17 protein-coding genes are annotated in these 20382 nt (G+C 62.7%); 7 read left to right on the top strand and 10 right to left on the bottom strand.

Going from position 1 to position 20382, the window contains the following annotated elements:
• The first annotated feature begins 282 nt into the window (after window positions 1–282).
• Complete coding sequence (locus AC1M7R_RS00810) at window positions 283–2505, top strand: autotransporter outer membrane beta-barrel domain-containing protein (RefSeq protein ID WP_256573067.1); 2223 nt, start codon at window positions 283–285, stop codon at window positions 2503–2505.
• 101 nt (window positions 2506–2606) lie between these two features.
• On the opposite strand, the gene AC1M7R_RS00805 is transcribed toward AC1M7R_RS00810, so the two are convergent.
• From AC1M7R_RS00805 to AC1M7R_RS00795, 3 genes are all read right to left on the bottom strand, one after another.
• Window positions 2607–3053, bottom strand: a complete 447-nt coding sequence (locus AC1M7R_RS00805) for a hypothetical protein (protein ID WP_072399020.1) — start codon at window positions 3051–3053, stop codon at window positions 2607–2609.
• Between the two features lie 134 nt (window positions 3054–3187).
• Entirely contained in the window at window positions 3188–6319 is a 3132-nt protein-coding gene (locus AC1M7R_RS00800; protein ID WP_072432300.1) for an efflux RND transporter permease subunit, read from the bottom strand.
• Between the two features lie 14 nt (window positions 6320–6333).
• Window positions 6334–7491: an efflux RND transporter periplasmic adaptor subunit gene (locus AC1M7R_RS00795; RefSeq protein WP_440776442.1), complete on the bottom strand. Its 1158-nt coding sequence runs from the start codon at window positions 7489–7491 to the stop codon at window positions 6334–6336.
• A gap of 263 nt (window positions 7492–7754) precedes the next feature.
• Between AC1M7R_RS00795 and AC1M7R_RS00790 the strand changes: the two genes are divergently transcribed.
• Both AC1M7R_RS00790 and AC1M7R_RS00785 read left to right on the top strand, forming a co-directional pair.
• Entirely contained in the window at window positions 7755–8456 is a 702-nt protein-coding gene (locus AC1M7R_RS00790) for a response regulator transcription factor (protein WP_490610157.1), read from the top strand.
• Window positions 8457–8460: 4 nt separating this feature from the next.
• Complete coding sequence (locus tag AC1M7R_RS00785) at window positions 8461–9765, top strand: ATP-binding protein (RefSeq protein ID WP_490610156.1); 1305 nt, start codon at window positions 8461–8463, stop codon at window positions 9763–9765.
• Between the two features lie 57 nt (window positions 9766–9822).
• Here AC1M7R_RS00785 and AC1M7R_RS00780 read toward each other — a convergent pair whose 3' ends face one another.
• Both AC1M7R_RS00780 and pncA read right to left on the bottom strand, forming a co-directional pair.
• A complete protein-coding gene (locus AC1M7R_RS00780) occupies window positions 9823–10464 on the bottom strand; it encodes a DUF1345 domain-containing protein (protein WP_490610155.1) in 642 nt (213 codons plus the stop codon).
• A 12-nt stretch (window positions 10465–10476) separates the two neighbouring features.
• Entirely contained in the window at window positions 10477–11118 is a 642-nt protein-coding gene (gene pncA / locus AC1M7R_RS00775) for a bifunctional nicotinamidase/pyrazinamidase (RefSeq protein WP_072399014.1), read from the bottom strand.
• Between the two features lie 295 nt (window positions 11119–11413).
• Between pncA and AC1M7R_RS00770 the strand changes: the two genes are divergently transcribed.
• Window positions 11414–13492 carry a putative bifunctional diguanylate cyclase/phosphodiesterase gene (locus tag AC1M7R_RS00770; protein WP_083526399.1) on the top strand — a complete coding sequence of 693 codons (2079 nt, stop codon included), beginning with the start codon at window positions 11414–11416 and terminating at the stop codon, window positions 13490–13492.
• Window positions 13493–13499: 7 nt separating this feature from the next.
• On the opposite strand, the gene AC1M7R_RS00765 is transcribed toward AC1M7R_RS00770, so the two are convergent.
• Window positions 13500–14603: a DNA alkylation repair protein gene (locus AC1M7R_RS00765; protein ID WP_490610154.1), complete on the bottom strand. Its 1104-nt coding sequence runs from the start codon at window positions 14601–14603 to the stop codon at window positions 13500–13502.
• A 141-nt stretch (window positions 14604–14744) separates the two neighbouring features.
• Between AC1M7R_RS00765 and AC1M7R_RS00760 the strand changes: the two genes are divergently transcribed.
• The gene (locus AC1M7R_RS00760) at window positions 14745–15053 is read left to right on the top strand and encodes an RcnB family protein (RefSeq protein WP_072432301.1); all 309 of its coding nucleotides are present in this window, start codon (window positions 14745–14747) and stop codon (window positions 15051–15053) included.
• A gap of 50 nt (window positions 15054–15103) precedes the next feature.
• Here the strand turns inward: AC1M7R_RS00760 and AC1M7R_RS00755 are convergent, their stop codons facing one another.
• Together AC1M7R_RS00755 and AC1M7R_RS00750 are read right to left on the bottom strand one after the other, a co-directional pair.
• Window positions 15104–15427: a protealysin inhibitor emfourin gene (locus AC1M7R_RS00755; RefSeq protein ID WP_072432302.1), complete on the bottom strand. Its 324-nt coding sequence runs from the start codon at window positions 15425–15427 to the stop codon at window positions 15104–15106.
• Window positions 15427–16488, bottom strand: a complete 1062-nt coding sequence (locus tag AC1M7R_RS00750) for a M4 family metallopeptidase (protein ID WP_490610153.1) — start codon at window positions 16486–16488, stop codon at window positions 15427–15429. The genes AC1M7R_RS00755 and AC1M7R_RS00750 overlap by 1 nt, the downstream gene beginning before the upstream one ends.
• Before the next feature lie 154 nt (window positions 16489–16642).
• Here AC1M7R_RS00750 and AC1M7R_RS00745 point away from each other — a divergent pair, with 154 nt between their 5' ends.
• A complete protein-coding gene (locus AC1M7R_RS00745; RefSeq protein ID WP_072399009.1) occupies window positions 16643–16984 on the top strand; it encodes an FKBP-type peptidyl-prolyl cis-trans isomerase in 342 nt (113 codons plus the stop codon).
• 20 nt (window positions 16985–17004) lie between these two features.
• Here AC1M7R_RS00745 and AC1M7R_RS00740 read toward each other — a convergent pair whose 3' ends face one another.
• On the bottom strand, window positions 17005–18132 hold the full coding sequence (locus AC1M7R_RS00740; protein WP_490610152.1) for a cytochrome P450: 1128 nt from the start codon (window positions 18130–18132) through the stop codon (window positions 17005–17007).
• An 82-nt stretch (window positions 18133–18214) separates the two neighbouring features.
• Here AC1M7R_RS00740 and AC1M7R_RS00735 point away from each other — a divergent pair, with 82 nt between their 5' ends.
• On the top strand, window positions 18215–18964 hold the full coding sequence (locus AC1M7R_RS00735) for an ArsR/SmtB family transcription factor (protein WP_072459641.1): 750 nt from the start codon (window positions 18215–18217) through the stop codon (window positions 18962–18964).
• A gap of 93 nt (window positions 18965–19057) precedes the next feature.
• On the opposite strand, the gene AC1M7R_RS00730 is transcribed toward AC1M7R_RS00735, so the two are convergent.
• Window positions 19058–20077 carry a branched-chain amino acid aminotransferase gene (locus tag AC1M7R_RS00730; RefSeq protein WP_072399006.1) on the bottom strand — a complete coding sequence of 340 codons (1020 nt, stop codon included), beginning with the start codon at window positions 20075–20077 and terminating at the stop codon, window positions 19058–19060.
• Window positions 20078–20382: the final 305 nt, after the last annotated feature.

The following is a 20382-nucleotide window of genomic DNA, read 5'->3' as shown; positions in this document are numbered from 1 at the left end:
TCTTTCCTCCGACATTCGAATCTATTGAAGATAAATCCTAGATCGTCACCAGACTATTCCTACATACCGCCTTTGTATAGATCTGTAGTTTACCGGCCGTCTTGGGTGGAGGGCTTTCGTCCGCCCACTAGCTAGGTCTTCCGTCGGAAGGACTTGTGAGGGTAATTCTATATGTGGTCAATAAAATACAATGGGACACGGCCAAGGACGGCAATCTGGCTTGGCGGTTCATCGCTGTGTTTTTCTTTATTACTCCCTGAATCCGTGCTCGGCGGGACACTGGTGGGTGGCAGCCAGACCATTACCGACGGCTATGCCGTGGAGTCGTGGGGGCTCACACAAGAGGCCACATTGAACGTGAATGGGGCGCAGACCCTGGACATCCTTGCTTTTGAGTCCACGTTGAATGCCAATGGTGCCGCCACCTTGGACATTTCAGCTTCCGACGGCTCGACGGTGAACCTGATCAACTCGACGGTCACCGGCGGCGATGCGCTTGCGGGCCTCGAACTGGTCAACAGCACCGCTACCATCACTGGCAGCACCGTCACCAGCAACAATATAGGCCTACAGGCAGCTCACGTGGTCGGTACTCCCACCGGTTCGACGGTCACGGCGGTCAATAGTCGTTTCACCGGCGCGACCGGTGGGGCTCGTGCGACGGCCTTCAGTGCCCTGACGTTTTCAAACTCAGTGGTCGAAGGGACGAACGCCGACAGTTTTGGCCTGGCGCTGCTGGGCGGGTCGGCTTCCGCAAGCGATGGAACCCGCATCATCGGTGGTCAGAACGGCGCGGTACTGCGCCTTGAAGGGGGGGTGGCAGCAGGCAATCAGTTGACCCTCGATGGATCGAGCGTCGAGGGCAGGAACGGTTCGGCCATTGTCGTGGATTACGCGGGCGCCACCGCACCGGCTTCCCGGATCGATGTGCTCAACGGCTCGACGTTGACCGGCAGCAACGGCACCATTCTCGAAGTGAAGGAGGCAGGCGATGCGGTGATGAACGTCGGGCTCAGCAACCTGACGGGTAATGTCCAGGTCGCTGGCGACAGCAGGGCCGCGTTGAACCTCACCCAGGCTACCTTGACCGGGGATGTACGGGCCGAGGCGGGTGGCACTGCAACGGTGGCCCTGCAGCAGGGTTCGCAGATGACCGGCATCATGGATAACGTGGCCACGGCCAGTATCGATGAGCAATCGGGTTGGACCATGACGGGCGACAGCCAGGTCGGCGACCTGGTGCTCAATGGCGGCACCGTGCGGTTCGGCGCCGATAATGCGTTCTATCGATTGAACGTAGACACCTTGTCCGGCAGTGGCCTGTTTGCAATCGGTACTGACTTCTCGACCAACCAGACCGATTTCCTCAATGTCACGGGCACGGCCACGGGTAATCATCAACTCATGATCGCCAGCAGCGGCGTCGATCCGGCCAGCGGCCAACCCATCCAGGTGGTCCATACCGGAGGCGGGGACGCCTCGTTCTCCCTGGCCAATGCCGGTGGTGAGGTTGACCTGGGCGCCTACTCCTACGGCTTGAAGCAGAGCGATACGGGCAACGATTGGTTCCTGGATCCTACCGCCCGCACCGTCAGCCCTTCCACCCGGGCGGTCATGGCACTGTTCAACACTGCGCCGACCGTCTGGTACGGTGAAATGATGTCGTTGCGCAGCCGGATGGGGGAGTTGCGCTTCAACTCGCAGAAATCCGGTGCCTGGATCAGGGCCTATGGCAACAAATACAACGTTTCCGACAGTTATGGCGCGGGCTATCGCCAGGCCCAGCACGGCTTCACCCTGGGTGCCGACGCACCGTTGCCGATGGGCGATGGACAATGGCTGCTGGGGGTCATGGCCGGTCACAGCACTTCTGACCTGGACCTGCATCGTGGTACTTCCGGTACGATCAAAAGTTACTACGTCGGTACCTACCTGACCTGGATGGATGATGTCAGTGGCTACTACGTCGACAGCGTACTGAAACTCAACCGTTTCCAGAACGATGCCAAGGTCGGCATGAGCGATGGCAAGCGTTCCAAGGGTGATTACGACAACAATGGTCTCGGTGGTTCGGTGGAGGTCGGTCGTAACATCAAACTGGACGACGGTTACTTCATCGAGCCATTCACCCAATGGTCTGCCGTGGCTATCCAGGGCAAGGATTACCATCTGGACAATGGTCTTCAGGCCGAAGGTGATCGTACCTATTCGTTCCTTGGCAAGGCCGGTGTCACGGCGGGTCGGGACATGCAAATGGACAATGGCGCGACGGTACAACCTTATGTACGCGCGGCATTCGCCCACGAGTTTTCCAAGAACAATGAAGTGAAAGTCAATAACAACGTATTCAATAACGATCTTTCGGGGTCGCGGGTCGAGTTGGGCGCGGGCATTGCCGTGAACCTGTCGGAGCGCTGGCAGGCCCATGCGGAAGTCGAATACATGAATGGCAAGGGCATCGAAATGCCGATAGGTGGAACCGTCGGCGTGCAATTCAAGTGGTGATACGCAGCCGGCACCTGTCCTGCCCATAAAAGGTAATGCGTGCAAAAAGAGCCCTGGTTAAAACAGCCAGGGCTCTTTTTTTGACTCTTTCCAGACCATGACTACCAACTGAGTGCCGTATCGAAGTTGCCGGTGCACAGGTAAGTGCCACCTCCTTGAGCTTTATCGATTTGCGCTTCGAACGATCCGCTGAAACACATGCCCGGCCCAACCTGGTAGGTGATCTTGCCTGAGCGTGCCCGTTGCAATGTCGGCGCATCCGGATCGTCATAGTTGTTGTAGAGCAGGTTGACGTGCGCATCATCGACCGTGATGACAGCGTCCGTTTCTTCCTTGATGTCTTTGGAAAAGATGATCGTGAAGGTTCTTGGCCGGTTGTTTTTCCATTCGGTTGCCACCACGATCCACACTTCACCCCGTTTAGGGGTGGTAGAACCTTTCAATGTGGTCATGACTGCGCTGAAGTTTGAATTGTCCTCCAGGTTGGCCGTGAAGTTGACTTCCGACCCGAGAGGGTCCAGGGCTGGTTTCGTACTTGCGTTGCTCATGGATATAAGCTCCGTAATGTTCGGCGGGAGATCCAGCGGGCATCCTGCGATGTCATTGGCATGGAATGTTCATCTAAGACCCATCTTTCCCGCCTGTATACTGTCAGACATGACAACTGTACAAAGCCGTATTTTTATGGTTGATCTTTCAGATTTTCAAAGTCTTCCAGAATCCCCTTGCTGCGCTGTCTCGCCAGCTTCATCACCCCCACGAAAAACACCGGCACGAACACCACCGCCAATGTCGCGGTGATCATCCCACCAATCACCCCGGTGCCGATGGCCTGCTGGCTCGCCGAACTGGCGCCGGTAGCGATGGCCAGGGGTACCACGCCGAGGATGAAGGCCAGGGAGGTCATGATGATCGGACGCAGGCGCAAGCGCGCGGCCTGGAGCGTGGCATCGACCAGGTCATGGCCTTCGTCGTAGAGGCTCTTGGCGAACTCGATGATCAGGATGGCGTTCTTGGCCGACAGGCCGATGATGGTGACCAGCCCCACCTTGAAGAACACATCGTTGGGCATCCCGCGCAACGACACCGCCAGCACCGCGCCAAGCACGCCCAGTGGCACCACCAACAGGACCGAGGTGGGGATCGACCAGCTCTCGTACAGGGCTGCCAGGCACAGGAACACTACCAGCAGCGACAGGCCCAGCAGGATCGGCGCCTGGCTGCCGGACAGGCGCTCCTGCAACGACAGCCCGGTCCATTCCTGGCCCAGTCCCGCCGGACCTCGGGCCACCAGGCGTTCGATTTCCGCCATGGCTTCGCCGGTGCTGTGGCCAGGCGCCGGTTCGCCGGAAATGCTGATGGCCGGGTAGCCGTTGTAGCGGGTCAGTTGCGTCGGGCCCTGGGTCCATCGGGCCTGGACAAAGGCCGACAGCGGCACCATTTTCCCGCTGTCGTTGCGCACATGGATCTTCAACAGATCGGCGACCTGGCTGCGTTGATCGCCTTCGGCCTGGACCACCACCCGCTGCATCCGCCCCTGGTTGGGGAAGTCGTTGATGTAGCTTGAGCCCACGGCAGTCGCCAGCACGTTGCCGACGTCGGCGAAAGACACCCCCAAGGCATTGGCTTGCTTACGGTCCACTTCCAATTGCACTTGCGGCGCTTCGGCCAGGGCACTCTCGCGCACGTTCATCAGCACCGGGCTTTTTTCAGCGGCGGCGAGCAATTCGCTGCGAGCCTGCATGAGGGTGGCGTGGCCGAGCCCACCGCGATCCTGCAAGCGGAACTCGAAACCGCTGGAAGTCCCCAGGCCATCCACTGGCGGCGGGAGAACAGCGAAGGCCACGGCATCCTTGATCCGGCCGAAGGCCTGGTTGGCGCGCTCGGCAATGGAGCTTGCCGAGTCGTCGCTGCCACGGTCCGACCAGTCCTTGAGGGTGGTGAACGCCAGCGCGGCATTCTGCCCGCTGCCGGAAAAGCTGAAGCCGAGGATCACCGTGCTGTCGCCCACCCCCGGCTCGCCGGCGTTGTGCGACTCGATCTGCTCGACCACCTGCACCGTGCGGTTCTTGCTCGCGCCGGGCGGCAGCTGGATATCGGTGATGGTATAGCCCTGGTCTTCCACCGGCAGGAAGGAGGAGGGCAAGCGACTGAACAGCAGGCCCAGGCTCACCAGCAATACGCCGTAGATCAGCAGATAGCGCCCGGTGCGTTTCAATGCATAGGCCACCCAACCTTGATAACGATCACTCAATTGATCGAAACGCCGATTGAACCAGCCGAAGAATCCGCCTTTGGCGTGGTGTTCGCCCTGGGCGATGGGTTTTAACAAGGTCGCGCAAAGCGCCGGGGTCAACGTCAAGGCGAGGAAGGCTGAAAACAGAATCGACGTGGCCATGGACAGCGAGAACTGCCGATAGATGACCCCCACCGAGCCTTGCATGAACGCCATCGGAATGAACACCGCCACCAGCACCAGGGTGATGCCGACGATCGCGCCGGTGATCTGCCGCATCGCCTTGCGCGTCGCCTCCCTGGGGGACAAGCCCTCGCTGACCATGATCCGTTCGACGTTCTCCACCACCACGATGGCGTCGTCCACCAGGATGCCGATGGCCAGCACCATGCCGAACATGGTCAGCACGTTGATGGAAAAACCCAGGGCAAGCATGGTGGCGAACGTCCCCATCAGGGCCACGGGCACCACCAGGGTCGGGATCAAGGTGTAGCGGATGTTCTGCAGGAACAGGAACATCACGGCGAACACCAGCAGCATGGCCTCGCCGAGGGTATAGACCACTTTGGTGATAGAGACTTTGACGAAAGGCGAGGTGTCGTAGGGGATCTTGTATTCCACGCCGGCCGGAAAATAGCGCGCCAGTTCGTCCATTTTTTCCCGTACCAGGGTCGCCGTGCTCAGGGCGTTGGCCCCGGGTGACAACTGCACGCTGACGGCGGTGGACGGCTTGCCGTTCAAGCGCGTGGAAAATTGATATTCCTGGCTGCCGACCTCGACCCGGGCCACATCGGCGATGCGCACGGTGGAGCCGTCGGGATTGGCCTTGAGCACGATGTCGGCGAATTCTTCAGGCGTCGACAGTTGGCCCTTGACCAGGACGGTCGCGGTGATTTCCTGGGTGGTACGGGTCGGCAGATCACCGATGCTGCCCGCCGACACCTGGGCATTCTGCGCCACGATGGCGGCGTTGACGTCGGCCGGCGTCAGGTTGAAGCTCAGCAGCTTCTGTGGGTCGATCCAGATCCGCATCGCCCGTTCGGCGCCGTACAACTGCGCCTTGCCGACACCGTCCAGGCGCTTGATCTCGTTCATCACGTTGCGCGCCAGGTAATCGCTGAGGGCCACATCGTCGAGCTTGCCGTCACTGGAGGTCAGGGTGATCAGCAACAGGAACCCGGCCGAGACCTTGTCCACCTGCAGGCCTTGCTGAGTGACCGCCTGAGGCAGGCGCGACTCCACGGCCTTGAGGCGATTCTGTACGTCGACCTGGGCCAGTTCGGGGTTGGTCCCGGGCTGGAACGTCGCGGTGATGGTGGCGCTGCCCAGGCTGCTCTGGGAACCGAAGTACAACAGGTTGTCGGCGCCGTTGAGCTCTTCTTCGATCAGGCTGACCACGCTTTCGTCCACGGTCTGCGCCGAGGCGCCCGGGTATACCGCATAGATCTCGATCTGCGGTGGCGCGACGTCCGGGTACTGCGCCACCGGCAGCTTCGGGATGGCCAGCGCACCGGCCAGCAGGATGAACAACGCCACCACCCAGGCGAACACCGGGCGGTCGATAAAGAACTGCGGCATAGGAAACGTCCTGCTTACTGCCCAGGGACCTGGGCAAGGGGAAGAGGGGAGTCGTCGATCCGGACTTTTTCACCGGGGCGGGCGTGTTGCAGGCCTTGCACCACGATGCGGTCGCCGGGCTTCAGGCCGTGGGTGACGATCCAGCGGTCGTTTTGCACGGCGCCCAGTTCCACCGGTTGCAGGCTGACCTGTTGCTGCGCGTCGAGCAGCAACACCTGGGCCACGCCGGCGCTGTCTCGCTGGATGGCCTGTTGCGGCACGCTGATGCCTTGCCGATCGAAGGCTTGCTCCAGGCGTACGCGCACGAAGCTGCCCGGCAACAGGTCGAGGTCAGGGTTGGGAAATTCGCTGCGCAGGGTGATCTGGCCGGTGCCCGGGTCGACGGCGATGTCGGTGAACAGCAGCTTGCCCGGCAACGGGTAGAGGCTGCCGTCGTCCTGGATCAACGTGGCCTTGGCCTGGTCCTGGCCGACCTGCTGCAACTGGCCGGAGCGCAAGGCCCGGCGCAGCTCGTTGAGCTCGCGGGTCGATTGCGTAAGGTCGGCGTGGATCGGGTTCAATTGCTGGATGAGGGCCAGCGGCGTGGTTTCGTTCTGGCCCACCAGCGCGCCTTCGGTCACCAGTGCCCGGCCGATGCGTCCGGCAATCGGCGCGGTGACCGTGGCATAGTCCAGGTTCAGCCTGGCCCGCTCCACGGCGGCCTTGTTGGCGGCGACATCGGCGGCAGTCTGGCGGACGGCCGCGCGGGCATTGTCGTAGTCCTGGCCGCTGATGGCATTGTCGGCGATCAACTGCGAATAACGTTGCTCTTGCAGGCGGGCCTGGAACGCGTTGGCCTCTGCCTTGCGCAACGCGGCTTCGGCGCTGTCCAGGTCGGCCTTGAACGGGGCCGGGTCGATGCGGAACAGCACATCGCCTTTCTTCACATCAGTGCCTTCGCGATACACCCGTTGCAACACCACGCCGGGAACGCGTGCACGGACTTCGGCGGTTCGCGGCGCGGCGATGCGCCCGCTCAGTTCACTGCTGATGGACAGCGGCCGGGCCTGGATCGTTTCGATGGTTACGGTGGCCAGCGGCGCTTCGTCGGCCGGGGGCAAGGCGCTGTCGCAGGCGCTCAACAGCAGCGCCCCGAGCAACAGGCCCAGGGTGGCGAAGGTGTTCGTTGACATGGTGCTTCCCCAATAATGAACGCTGCCATGCTACGGGGGGCGGTCGCGAACATCGGTAAAGCTTTGTAGGGGGTGTGTGAAATTGTGTAAGGGTTTTGTTCGCGGGTGGGTGAGGGCGTATATCCTTGGCTGCTTGAGATTTCCGCGCTTGTCCTATCGCCATCGCGAGCAAGCTCGCCCCCACAATGATTACGCGAACCCTGTGGGGGCGAGCTTGCTCGCGATGAGGCCCTGCAGGCGCCCCAGCACTTTCTGGAAACACGATGCCCAACATCCTTCTGGTGGAAGACGACACCGCCCTCTGCGAACTGATCGCCAGTTACCTGGAGCGCAACGGCTATCAGGTCAGCGTGCTCAGCCGTGGCGATCATGTGCGTGAGCGGGCGCGGGTCGACCCGCCGGACCTGGTGATCCTCGACCTCATGCTGCCAGGGCTGGACGGCTTGCAGGTCTGCCGTCTGCTGCGGGCCGACTCGGCGACGTTGCCGATCCTGATGCTCACCGCCCGGGACGACAGTCACGACCAGGTGCTCGGCCTGGAGATGGGCGCCGACGACTACGTCACCAAGCCCTGCGAGCCACGGGTATTGCTGGCCCGGGTCCGCACCTTGCTGCGGCGCAGCAGCCTCACCGAACCCCAGGCGGCCAACGACCGCATCCTGATGGGCAACCTGTGCATCGACTTGTCCGAGCGCACCGTGATCTGGCGCGGCCAGCCGGTGGAACTGTCCAGTGGCGAATACAACCTGCTGGTGGTGCTGGCACGGCATTCGGGGGAAGTGCTGAGCCGCGACCAGATCCTGCAACGCCTGCGGGGCATCGAGTTCAACGGCACCGACCGTTCGGTGGACGTGGCGATATCCAAGCTGCGCCGCAAGTTCGACGACAACGCCGGCGAGGCGCGCAAGATCAAGACCGTGTGGGGCAAGGGTTACCTGTTCAGCCGTTCCGAGTGGGAATGCTGAGCCCATGTGGAAACTGCTGATCCGTCTTTACCTGATGACCATCGTCTCCTACAGCGCGGCGATCTACCTGATGCCCGAACTGGTGATCCGCCTGTTCCACGAGCGCTTCCTGACCTATAACCTCGACTATTCACGTGGCCTGCAAACCCTGATGGTCAAGCAGTTCCATGCAGCGCCCGTGGCGCAGTGGCCGGCGCTGGCGGCGCAGATGGACAAGGAATTCGACCCGCTGCGCATCGAGCTGGCGTCCATCGACGACAGCGGTTTCAGCCCCGACGAGCAGGCGCGCCTCAAGCGCGGTGAGAACGTGGTGCGCCTCGGCGAATGGGGCTGGCGGACCCTGGCGGTGTCGCCCCTGGACGGGCAGGTGGCGGTCAAGATGGTCGTGCCGCCGGATCCGGCCGATGTCAGCTGGTTGTACTGGAGCATCAACGTGTTGATCGGCGCGACGCTGCTCGCCTGCCTGTTGCTCTGGCTGCGCCCCCACTGGCGCGATCTGGAGCGCCTCAAGCGCACCGCCGAACGTTTCGGCAAGGGGCATTTGAGCGAACGAACCCTCATCGCCTCCAGCTCCAACATCGGCAGCCTGGCCCATGTGTTCGATACCATGGCCGGCGACATCGAGAACCTGCTCAACCAGCAGCGCGACTTGCTCAACGCCGTCTCCCACGAACTGCGCACACCCTTGACCCGGCTCGACTTCGGCCTGGCCCTGGCACTGTCCGATGACCTGCCACCGGCCAGCCGCGAACGCCTGCAAGGGTTGGTGGCGCACATTCGCGAGCTGGACGAACTGGTGCTGGAGTTGCTGTCCTACAGTCGCCTGCAGAACCCCGAGCGCCTGCCCGAGCGGGTCGAGGTGCCGCTGGACGAGTTCATCGACAGCATCCTGGGCAGTGTCGATGAAGACCTGGCAGCGCCGGACGTGGTGATCGACGTGCTGTTGCACGGCACCCTGGAGCGTTTCGTGCTGGATCCGCGCCTGACCGCCCGGGCGCTGCAGAATCTGTTGCGCAACGCCATGCGCTATTGCGAAAAGCGCATCCAGGTCGGGGTGCTGGTCAGCGACCAGGGCTGCGAGATCTGGGTGGACGACGATGGCATCGGCATTCCCGACGACGAGCGCGAGCGGGTGTTCGAGCCGTTCTACCGCCTGGATCGCAGCCGTGACCGTGCCACCGGCGGCTTCGGCCTCGGCCTGGCCATCAGTCGCCGCGCCCTGGATGCCCAGGGCGGCACGTTGACGGTCGAGCCCTCGCCCCTGGGCGGCGCGCGGTTCAGGCTGTGGCTGGCGACGCCCCAGTCATAGGCTACGGTTTCCCGTGGCGAGGGGATTTATCCCCGCAGGAGCGCGAAGCGGTCCCTTTCACCCGAACAACCCCGCCGCGATATTGATCGAGAACCCCAGGATCGCGGTGTTGAACACGAAGCCGATCAACGATTGTGCCAGCACGATCTTGCGCAACTGCCGGGTGGCGACGCCCACGTCCGAGGTCTGCACCGCCACGCCGATGGTGAACGAGAAATAAAGGAAGTCCCAATAGTTGGGCGTGGTCAGGCCTTCGGCGAAGCGCAAGGCCGGCTCCTTGCCGTCCCAGGTGTAATACAGTCGTGCATAGTGGACACTGAAGATCACGCCGATCAGCAACCATGAACCCAGCACCGTGAGTGCGGTGAAGCCATAGTGCAGCAGCTTGCCGGATACCTGCAGGTCACGGCTGCCGGCCAGTTCCAGGGTGATGGTCGCCAGGCTGGCCAGTGCCGCGATGCAGACCATCAGCAGGACCAGCCCGGCGTTCTCGTCTTCGATTTCGGCGATGCGCCGGACATCGGGTGCCTTGGCCTTCACGGTCAGCCAGAACATCAATGCCAGGTACGTCCAGACCCCGACATTCCAGCCGATCAGGATCCTGCCGATGACCGAGTCGGCGGGCGCCAGCACACCCGCCGTCATCCCCAACAGTGCGGCGGCGCAGAGACGTGGGTGGGTACGGGGCAGGAAGGACATGGACACCAGAGCCTAGCCTGTCAGGACGCTGGACTGGATCAGCTCTACGTTCGCTTCCTGCATCCGCCGGATTGCCGATTCCATCGAGCCCTCGGTGTCGATACCCCGGCAGGCGTCGAGCAGCACGAAGGCATTGAACCCCGCCGCCCGGGCATCCAGGGCCGAGAACATCACGCAGAAATCCAGGGCCAGGCCCACCAGGTATACGGTGTCGATGCCGCGTTCCTTGAGGTAGCCGGTCAGGCCGGTGGGAGTCTGGCGGTCAGCTTCCATGAAGGCCGAATAACTGTCGATGCCCGGGTTGCACCCCTTGCGAATGATCAGCTGTGCGTGGGGCAGGTCCAGTGCCGGGTGCAGCTCGGCGCCCTGGGTACCCTGGATGCAGTGGTCGGGCCAGAGCTTCTGCTCGCCGTAGGGCAGTTCGATCAGGTCGAAAGGTTGTCTGCCCGGATGACTGGAGGCAAACGAGGCATGCCCGGCAGGGTGCCAGTCCTGCGCGAGAATGACCTGCCTGAATGAGCGGCCCAGCCGGTTGATCAACGGCACGATTTCATCGCCCCCTGGAACGGCCAGTTGGCCACCTGGGATGAAATCGTTCTGTACGTCGATCACCAGCAGCGCGGTGTTCGTGGTTCGGGTGTCGTGCACTGGCATGGCTGCAATCTCCTTATAAGGCCTCCCCAGCTTAGCCAAACAGGCTTTGGATCAGGGTGTTTTTTTGCAAGACCAATGAGTCGGCACCAGACCCGATCGGCAACGTGCATATCGGCAGGCACTTCTTGAATGCGAGTCAGCCAGCGCTCGCCATCAGGGGCTGGGGCGCGAAGTGTCTTTCGTCGCAAATAATGGCTTTTTGATATTTGTGGCGATGCGTCTGCGGCGCGCTTGTGTACAATCGCAACCTAAACCGGGCATGGAGGCAGTTCGGCTTCAGTACGAGAAAACATCCATGCTTATCGGCAGTTATTCCCCCGCCCTTGTTTTGATTTCCCTCCTGGTCGCTGTCCTGGCATCTTATACCGCGCTGGACCTGGCCGGCCGTATCGCCACCACCCAGGGGCGCGCCGCCCGGTTGTGGATGACCGGTGGCGCGCTGGCGATGGGGGTGGGTGTCTGGTCCATGCATTTCATCGGCATGCTGGCGTTCACCCTGCCCATAGAGCTTGGCTACGACGTCTCGATCACCGCGCTGTCGTTGCTGATCGCCATCCTTTCCTGCGGTTTCGCCCTGTGGCTGGTCAGCCAGCCCCGGCTGCCTGCCTGGCAGTTGGCTTTCGGCGCGCTGTTCATGGGGGCCGGCATCAGTGCCATGCACTACACCGGCATGGCAGCGCTGCAGATGCAGCCGGGGATCGACTACGACCCGACGCTGTTCGGCGCCTCGCTGGTGATCGCGGTGGGGGCTTCGGCGGCTGCCTTGTGGATCGCCTTTCGCCTGCGCCAGAACACGCCGCACGTACGACTGGCACGTGCCGGCGCGGCGGTGATCATGGGCATTGCCATTGTCGGCATGCACTACACCGGCATGGCCGGGGCACGGTTCAGCGAGGGCAGTTTCTGCGGCGCCCTTGGCGGATTGAGCGGCAAGGGCCTGGACAACCTGGTGCTGATCACGACCCTGGCGGTGCTGTCCATTGCCTTGCTGACATCGATACTCGACGCTCGCCTGGAAGCCCGCACCGCGGAGCTGGCGCAATCCTTGACCCTGGCCAACCGGGAATTGACCCAGCTGGCCTTGCACGACCCCCTGACCGGGTTGCCCAACCGCGTGTTGCTGGCCGACCGCATCGGCCAGGCCATGTACCGGGTGCGGGAGCAGGGTGGTTGCTTTGCCTTGATGTTCATCGACCTGGACGGCTTCAAGCCGGTCAACGACGCTTTCGGTCATCACATGGGTGACCTGTTGTTGCGCGAGGTGGCCCTGCGCCTGCGCGAAGACCTGCGCAGCCAGGACACCCTGGCGCGAATTGGCGGTGACGAATTCGTGTTGCTGGTGCAATTGGCCGAAGCGGATGACGCCTTGCGGCTGGCGGCGCGCCAGGTGGGGTTGATCGGTCGTACGTTCCGGGTCGCCGAGCATGAGCTGCAGATTTCCGCCAGCGTCGGCATTGCGCTGTATCCGGGCAACGGCCATAGCGCCGAAGAGTTGCTGATGAATGCCGATGCGGCGATGTATCACGCCAAAGGCACTGGCAAGAACGGCTACAGTTTTTTCGACGCGTCGATGAACAGCAATGCCCGCCGCCAGCTGCAACTGCTTCAGGATCTGCGTATCGCCGTCGAACAGCGGCAGTTCAGCCTGCATTACCAGCCCAAGTTCGACGCCGCCAACGGTCGTCCGGTCGGTGCCGAGGCCTTGTTGCGCTGGGTTCATCCGACCCAGGGCCTGTTGATGCCCGATACCTTCATCGACCTGGCGGAAAAGACCGGCCTGATCATCGCCATCGGCGAATGGGTGCTCAACGAGGCCTGCCGCCAGATGCGCGAATGGTACGTGCTCGGCTATACCGACTGGCGCATCGCGGTGAACCTGTCGGCGTTGCAGTTCTGCCACGCGGGCCTGGTGCAAAGCGTGGCCACGGCGCTGGCGACGCACTGCCTGCCGGCCAACAGCCTGACCCTGGAAATCACTGAAACCACGGCCATGAGCGACGCGGATGCGAGCATGACGGTGTTGCAACAGCTATCGGACATGGGCGTGGACTTGTCCATCGACGACTTCGGTACCGGCTATTCGAGCCTGATGTACCTCAAGCGCCTTCCGGCCAATGAATTGAAGATCGATCGCGGTTTCGTGCGTGACCTGGAGCATGACAGCGACGATGCGGCCATCGTCTCGGCCATTGTCGCCCTCGGCCAGGCCCTGGGCCTGCGCATTGTCGCCGAAGGTGTGGAGACCGATGTGCAGCAGAGCTTCCTGACCCGGTTGGGCTGCGATTCGTTGCAAGGCTACCTGCTGGGCCATCCGTTGCCGGCGGAGCGTTTCCTGCAGAATATCCGCCAGGCGCCACGGATGGTGGCGGTCTGACTGGGCGTCACCCAAGGATATCGAACGCCGTGCTGCCCAATCGCTCGCCATTGACCAGCAGGTGCACCGCATGCCGGCCCGCGTAGTGCCGGCGAGTGGTCAGCTCGCGGATGAATTGGGAGCGACTCAGGGCGACGCAGCCGTGGGCCGGCAGATCGAAGGTCTTTAGCTTGAAGACCTTGGCCGAGGTGCCGCCCGAGGCTTTCACATAATCGATGGCATAGTCGATCACCAGGCGCTGGGGCTTTTCCAGGGTGGATTGCACCTTGAAGGACAGCGTGATCTGGTCTCCGAGGCGAATCACCCCAGGCGTCACCTTCAATTCCGAAACCTGGACCTGGGCCTTGCCGCCGACCCCGATGACGGCCAGCGCCCTGGGATCGCCCTGCTTGATCAGGCTGCGCAGCGCATGTCGGGCGATCCAGGCGGTATGGCGGTCTTGCAGCGGCCAGCCTTCGATCCGGTCGAGCACCCAGTCGGGATGCTGCTTGGTCACATCGTTGAGATGATTGGCCACGGACTTGCGCACATAGAGGCTGCTATCGGCCTTGAGGGTCTCCAGGATAGCGGCGGTGAGCTCGGGGTTGGCCTGGATCGGCTCCAGGTGAAACGACCACGGCAGCCGCGGACGGCTGCCTTCGCTGGCCAGGCGTCGTACGTGCTCGTTGGGATCCAGCGCCCAGGTGTGCATGACCTTGAGGCAGCGTTCCAGATCATCGCGCAGGAAGTGCCGCACCGCGAATTCCGAAGAGCCGAACCGGGTGAAATACTTGAGCGCGTCCAGGGACAGCTCGAAGGCGTGCCGGCCATGGCAGGCGACATAGTGCGGCAGGAACATGCTGACGAACATGCTGTTCAGGCGCGGGGCCAGGTCCCGCAGCACGTCCAGCGAGGCTTCATAGCTCAGGGGCAGCACCGCATGCAGGCATTCGCTGACCCGGGCCATGCGTTGCATCACCGACAACTCGGCCAGCCCGTCGTTGGCCATGCGCAGGAAGGCCTTGGCATCGAATGCCGGGTACACCGCGCTCATTTGGCTGGCGATGTGTTCCAGGCGCGCGGCGTTGAAGATTTCCTTGAGGGCAGGGGAGGCAGTGGTCGGGGTCGTCATGGTGAGGGCCGATGTCCAAGGGGTGGTCACTATATCCCGTGGCGAGGGCACAAGCTTCCCTCGCCACGGCTACAGCCAATGGAATGATTCGTCGCTGGCGAAGTCCCAGCTTCAGTCCCTCGCAAAACTGGAGTTTTTTCTATGCGTAAACCAACCCTGACCGCCAGCCTGCTCCTGATCGCCGGCCTCGCCGCCCTCGGGCCTGCCGCCCAGGCAGTCGAGAAGACCGGCGATGCCCTGGAGCATTCGCCAAGCAATGGTCGCAGGCTGGTGGAGAACGACCGCGTGCCGGCGGACTACCAGCGCGCCGACAGGGCCGTGAAGGATTGGAAGCAGAAGCAGCTCGAGCAGCCGACAAGCGAGCAGCAATGGGTGCATATCGACGACAAATACCTGCTGATCGAAACCGTCTCGGGCGCCATCGTCAAGATCGTTCCGGCCACGCGTTAGGCTTTGTACGAAAAGTGCCCTGGGCAACTCTTCGTACAACCCCGGGGTCATCAGATAACTTCGCCCTTGTCCCACAACTGGATCAATTCGCCGGGTGCCCGGTCCTCGGGCACCTGCAGCACCATTTCGTCGTCCTGGTCGTTGGTGCGGTAGCGCACCTCGATCTGGAAGAAACGCTGGTCGCCGCGCCCGGGCGTGGAAGAGGTCAGCGGCAGGCAGCCCTCCAGGACCGAGCAGATGCGCGTTCGCTGGTCGAGGTCGCATTGGGCGAACTCGATCTCCCGGGGCCGGGTCAGGGCATGGATGGCCGCCACGCCGCCCTGGCGTGACAGCCGCACCACGGCCTTGTCGTCGAGGTCTGGAAGGTTCTTCATCAGCTCTCCTCAGTCAGGTCGACGCCCACCTGGGCCCAGCCATCCTGCACCGCTTGCACTTCCCGCTCGCCAAACCGCTGGCGGGCGTGCTCGACGGTCAGGCGGGCGAAAGCACTGAAGGACGCGTCGTTGGCCAGTTTTCGGTCGCACAAGGTGTCATACCAGATTCGGCCGGCCTTTTCCCAGGCAAATCCGCCCAGCGCGGTGGCCACCAGATAAAAGGCGCGGTTGGGAATGCCGGAATTGATGTGCACGCCGCCATTGTCCTCGCGGGTGATGACGAACTGACGCATATGCGCCGGCTGCGGGTCCTTGCCCAGCAACGGATCGTCGTAGGCCGTGCCGGGGTTGGACATGCTGCGCAGGCCGTCGCCGTTGATCCTGTCGGTGAGCAGGTCGGCGCCGATGAGCCAGTCTGCCTGGTCGGCGGTCTGTTCGAGCACGAACTGCTTGACCAGCACGCCGAACACGTCGGAGACGGATTCGTTCAGGGCGCCGGACTGGTTGGCATAGATCAGGCCCGCTTCGCTTTCGGTGACGCCGTGGGCCAGCTCGTGGGCCACCACATCGAGGGAGCGGGTGAAGCGTTGGAAGATTTCCCCGTCGCCGTCGCCGAACACCATCTGCGCGCCGTTCCAGAAGGCGTTTTCGTAGCCCTGGCCGTAATGCACGGTGCCTACCAGGGCGAAGCCCTTGTTGTCGATGGAGTCACGGCCCAGGACTTTCCAGAAGAAATCGTAGGTGGCGCCCAGGGCATCGTAGGCTTCGTCCACGGCCGGGTCGCCGCTGGCCGGTTGGCCTTCGAGGCGCACGGGCTGTCCGGGCAGTTCCATGCTGTTCTGTGCGTCGTGCACGCTGCGCTGAGGATGGCCGGGCTTGCCCGGCCTTGCCAGTGCTGCAGCGACGGGAGGGGTGTGGGGCGGGCCGGGATTGTGCCGCAGGCTGCGCACATGGGTCAGGGTGCCCAGGGCGCTGGAGCGCTGCTGTTCGGAGCCGTGAGCGATGATGCGGTTGAGGATATAGGGCGGAATGAAGCCATGAAGAGGGCGAGATTCGATCATCAGAACATCCTTATCTGAAATGCAGGGTCGATACCCATGTGAACCAGGGCGGCCGCTGCGGTTCCCTCCCGCAGCGAAGCCGCTGGCCATAAAAGTTTGCCAGGCGCGTGGATTTCTGCGAAAAACCGCGCCTCGAACCCAACGGAAAATGGCCATGAGCGAAGAATTGCAAATCATCGACCTGGAGCAGGGCGACGGTAAAAGCGTAGTCAAAGGGGCGCTGATCACCACTCAATACCGCGGCACGCTGGAAGACGGTACCGAATTCGATTCGTCCTACAGCCGTGGCAAACCCTTCCAGTGCGTCATTGGCACCGGTCGTGTCATCAAGGGCTGGGACCAGGGCTTGATGGGCATGAAGGTCGGTGGCAAGCGCAAGCTGCTGGTGCCGGCCCACCTGGCCTATGGCGAGCGGTCCATGGGTGCCCACATCAAGCCCAACAGCAACCTCATCTTTGAAATCGAACTGCTGGAAGTACTGACCCGCGACGATTGAGCGCCTTTGTGGGGCGCCTTTCAGGGGCGGTCGCTGAACACCGGGATGCGACCGTTGACCGAAGGGAGGTAGCGCCAGTCCAGCCGGTCCGGCTGGGGGGCTCGCTCGAGGATCGTCGCCAGGGAGGCCGCGGCGATATCCATTGCCAGGGTTTGCCCCGGGCATTCATGGCGCCCGGCACCGAAGCTGAAGCTGCGGCGATTGGGGCGGTCCGTCAGCAAGAGGTCCGGCTGTGGGTTGAGGGCCGGATCGCGATTGGCCGAGGCGAGCAACACCACGATTGCCTCCCCCGGTTCCAGGGACACGCCGAGGATGTCGCAGCGGGCGACAACGAAGCGACGGGTGTTCTGTACGGGAGGGTCGAAGCGCTGGACTTCGGCCAGTAACGGGCCGATTAGCGTCGGCTCCTCCCTGATCCTGTGCAGCAACGCCGGATCGCGTATCAGCGCCAGCAGGGCATTGCCGATCAGGCCGGCGGTGGCTTCGTGGGTTTGCGCGAGCAGCCCGATCAGGTTGGCGACCAGGTCGTTCGGCGCGACGCCTGCGAAGCCTTGGCAGATGCCTGTGAGCCAGGCGCTGGCCGAATCGTTGGCCTCGATTCGCTTGCGAAACAGAACCTGCAATTGACCGGTGGCGCGGTGCGCGGCGTGCAGTTGCGCAGCGTCGCTCAGGGGCGACAAGCACGCGACGAAATCCCTCGTCAGTGCACTGAGCAGTCGGCTGTCCGCCGGGCTGAAGCCCAACAGCGCCGCCACCACGGCGACCGGTCCGATGAACTGTGCGTGATGCAGGCCCGCGGCCCCATCCTCGAAAAAACCGGCCCTAACCCATGCCCTGACCTGCTGTCGATCGATGTCCTGCAAACCCGGGGCGATCGCCGACCTGGGGCAGCGCTGGCGTTCGCCTTCGTTCATGCGCATCAGGTGCCCGAATACCTGGCCGGCGGGCCTGCCGGCGATGGCCTTCGGCACAGGTTCCTGGGGCGGGCGAACATGGCAATCGGCGTGACGCAGCACGGCGCATACGGCTTCGGCGCTGCTGGCGATCCACGACTGCACCTGCTGATCGAAGGTCAGCCCGCCTTTGGCGCGCAGGCTTGCGTAATAAGGATAGGGGTCGGGATGAGTCGCGGCGGTGATGGGGTCCATGAAGCGCTGCCTCGTTGAGGATGAAGAAAGAGTTGCTACTATCTCCAGTCGATGCATGGCTTGATTCGTCCAGGAGCGAAATATGAATGCGCAGCACCACGATCTCGGTGTTTCCCAGGTGGCGGCGGCGATTGCCGAACCGGCACGCACCCGCATGCTCTGTTCGTTGATGGACGGTCACGCCCGGACCAGCACAGAGCTGGCGAGCATTGCCGAGGTCAGTGCTTCCACCGCCAGCGCCCATCTGGCGAAACTCAAGGAGCTGGCCCTGGTGCGCTTGCATGTCCAGGGGCGTCATCGCTACTACAGCCTTGCGGACAAACGCGTGGCCCAGGCCCTTGAAGCGCTGATGGTGATCGGTCAGAACGCCGCGCCGGCCTTCGTCCCACGAACCCCGGACCGCCTGCAATTCGCCCGTACCTGCTACGACCACATGGCTGGCACGTTGGCGGTGCGGCTGCATGACCGCATGCTCGAAGCCGGATGGCTGGTGGACGTGGAAGGGCAGGCTTATCGGCTGAGCGAGTCGGGTGAAGCGTTGTTCCAGGCGCTGGGCATCGATGCCCAGGCCCTTGCCACCCAGCGACGGCGATTCGCCTGCCCTTGCCTGGACTGGAGCATGCGTCGGCCTCACCTGGGAGGTGCCTTGGGGGCGGCGTTGTTGCAAATGGCGCTCAAGCGCCAGTGGCTGAGCCAGGATCTGGACAGCCGGGCGTTGGGGTTGACCGCCATTGGGCGCAAGGAGATGGCGAGGCGGTTCGGTATCAATGCGCACGTGGAGGTGGGTGAGAGCAGCGAGAACAGGCTCGCCCCTACGCTGGGTCTGCGCTGATCGACAGGCAATGAAAAGCCCACTCGTGCTGATGCAGGAGTGGGCTTTGAGGATGTCGCTTACACAGCCTGGTGTGTTACCGATGGCCTGGGATCAGACCTTGACGATCCAGCCTGCCGGCGCTTCGATGTCGCCGGTCTGCACGCCGGTCAGCTCTTTGTAGAGCTTCTGAGTGATCGGACCGACCTCGGTTTCGCTGTGGAAGACGTGCAGCTTGTCCTTGTAGCTGATGCCGCCGATCGGGGTGATCACCGCTGCGGTACCGCAGGCACCGGCCTCCTTGAAGTCCGAGAGCTTGTCGATGAACACGTCGCCTTCGACCACTTCCAGGCCCAGGCGCGATTTGGCCAGCTCGATCAGCGACAGACGGGTGATTCCCGGCAGCACGGACGGCGAGTTGGGGGTGACGAACTTGTTGTCGTGGGTGATACCGAAGAAGTTGGCCGAGCCGACTTCTTCGATTTTGGAGTGGGTCAGCGGGTCCAGGTAGATACAGTCGGCGAAGCTCGCCTTCTTGGCCTGCGAGCCGGGCATCAGGCTGGCCGCGTAGTTGCCACCGACCTTGGCCGCGCCGGTGCCTTGTGGCGCGGCACGGTCGAAGCTGGAGATGAGGAAGTTGTGTGGCGTCAGGCCGCCCTTGAAATAGGCGCCCACCGGAATGCAGAAGACCGAGAAGATGAACTCGGGCGCGGTACGCACGCCGATATTGTCACCCACGCCGATCACGAAGGGACGCAGGTACAGCGCGCCACCGGTGCCGTAGGGCGGGATGAAGCGCTCGTTGGCGCGGACCACCTGCTTGCAGGCTTCGATGAACTGCTCGGTGTCCACGTGGGGCATCAGCAGGCGGGCGCAACTGCGCTGCATGCGGGCGGCGTTCTGGTCAGGACGGAACAGGTTGATCGAGCCGTCCTTGCAGCGGTAGGCCTTCAGGCCCTCGAAGCATTGCTGACCGTAGTGCAGGGCGGTGGAGCCCTCGCTGATGTGCAGCACATTGTCGTCGGTCAGGGTGCCGGCGTCCCAGGCGCCATTGCGCCAGTGCGACAGGTAGCGTTTGTCGGTCTTGATGTAGTCAAAGCCCAGTTTGTCCCAATTGATGCTCTCGTTACCCATGACACCCTCTATATCTTGACGACCGTCGAAACGGTTAAAGGCTTCTGACGTTTTTTGGATGGGCACAACAATACTTCATTCCGGGGCTGTTTCGCAGCCCGTAACACCAATCCCCGGGGTGAAAACCTGTCCCCGGATTAAACAAAACCCTGTGGCGAAGGGATTAATCTCCGCTCAGGTGCGAAGCAGCCCTAAATCCGACAAGCCGGTGTGTCGGGCACACCGATATCGCTGTCTTGGGACTGCTTAGCAGTCCAGCGAGGGTAAATCCCCTCGCCACAAGCTCATTGACCTGCAACTGATCG

It is taken from the genome of Pseudomonas sp. MS01C9 (assembly GCF_058202755.1).
Note: the sequence above shows the minus strand (reverse complement) of the source record. Positions and strands in the feature narration are given on the sequence as shown.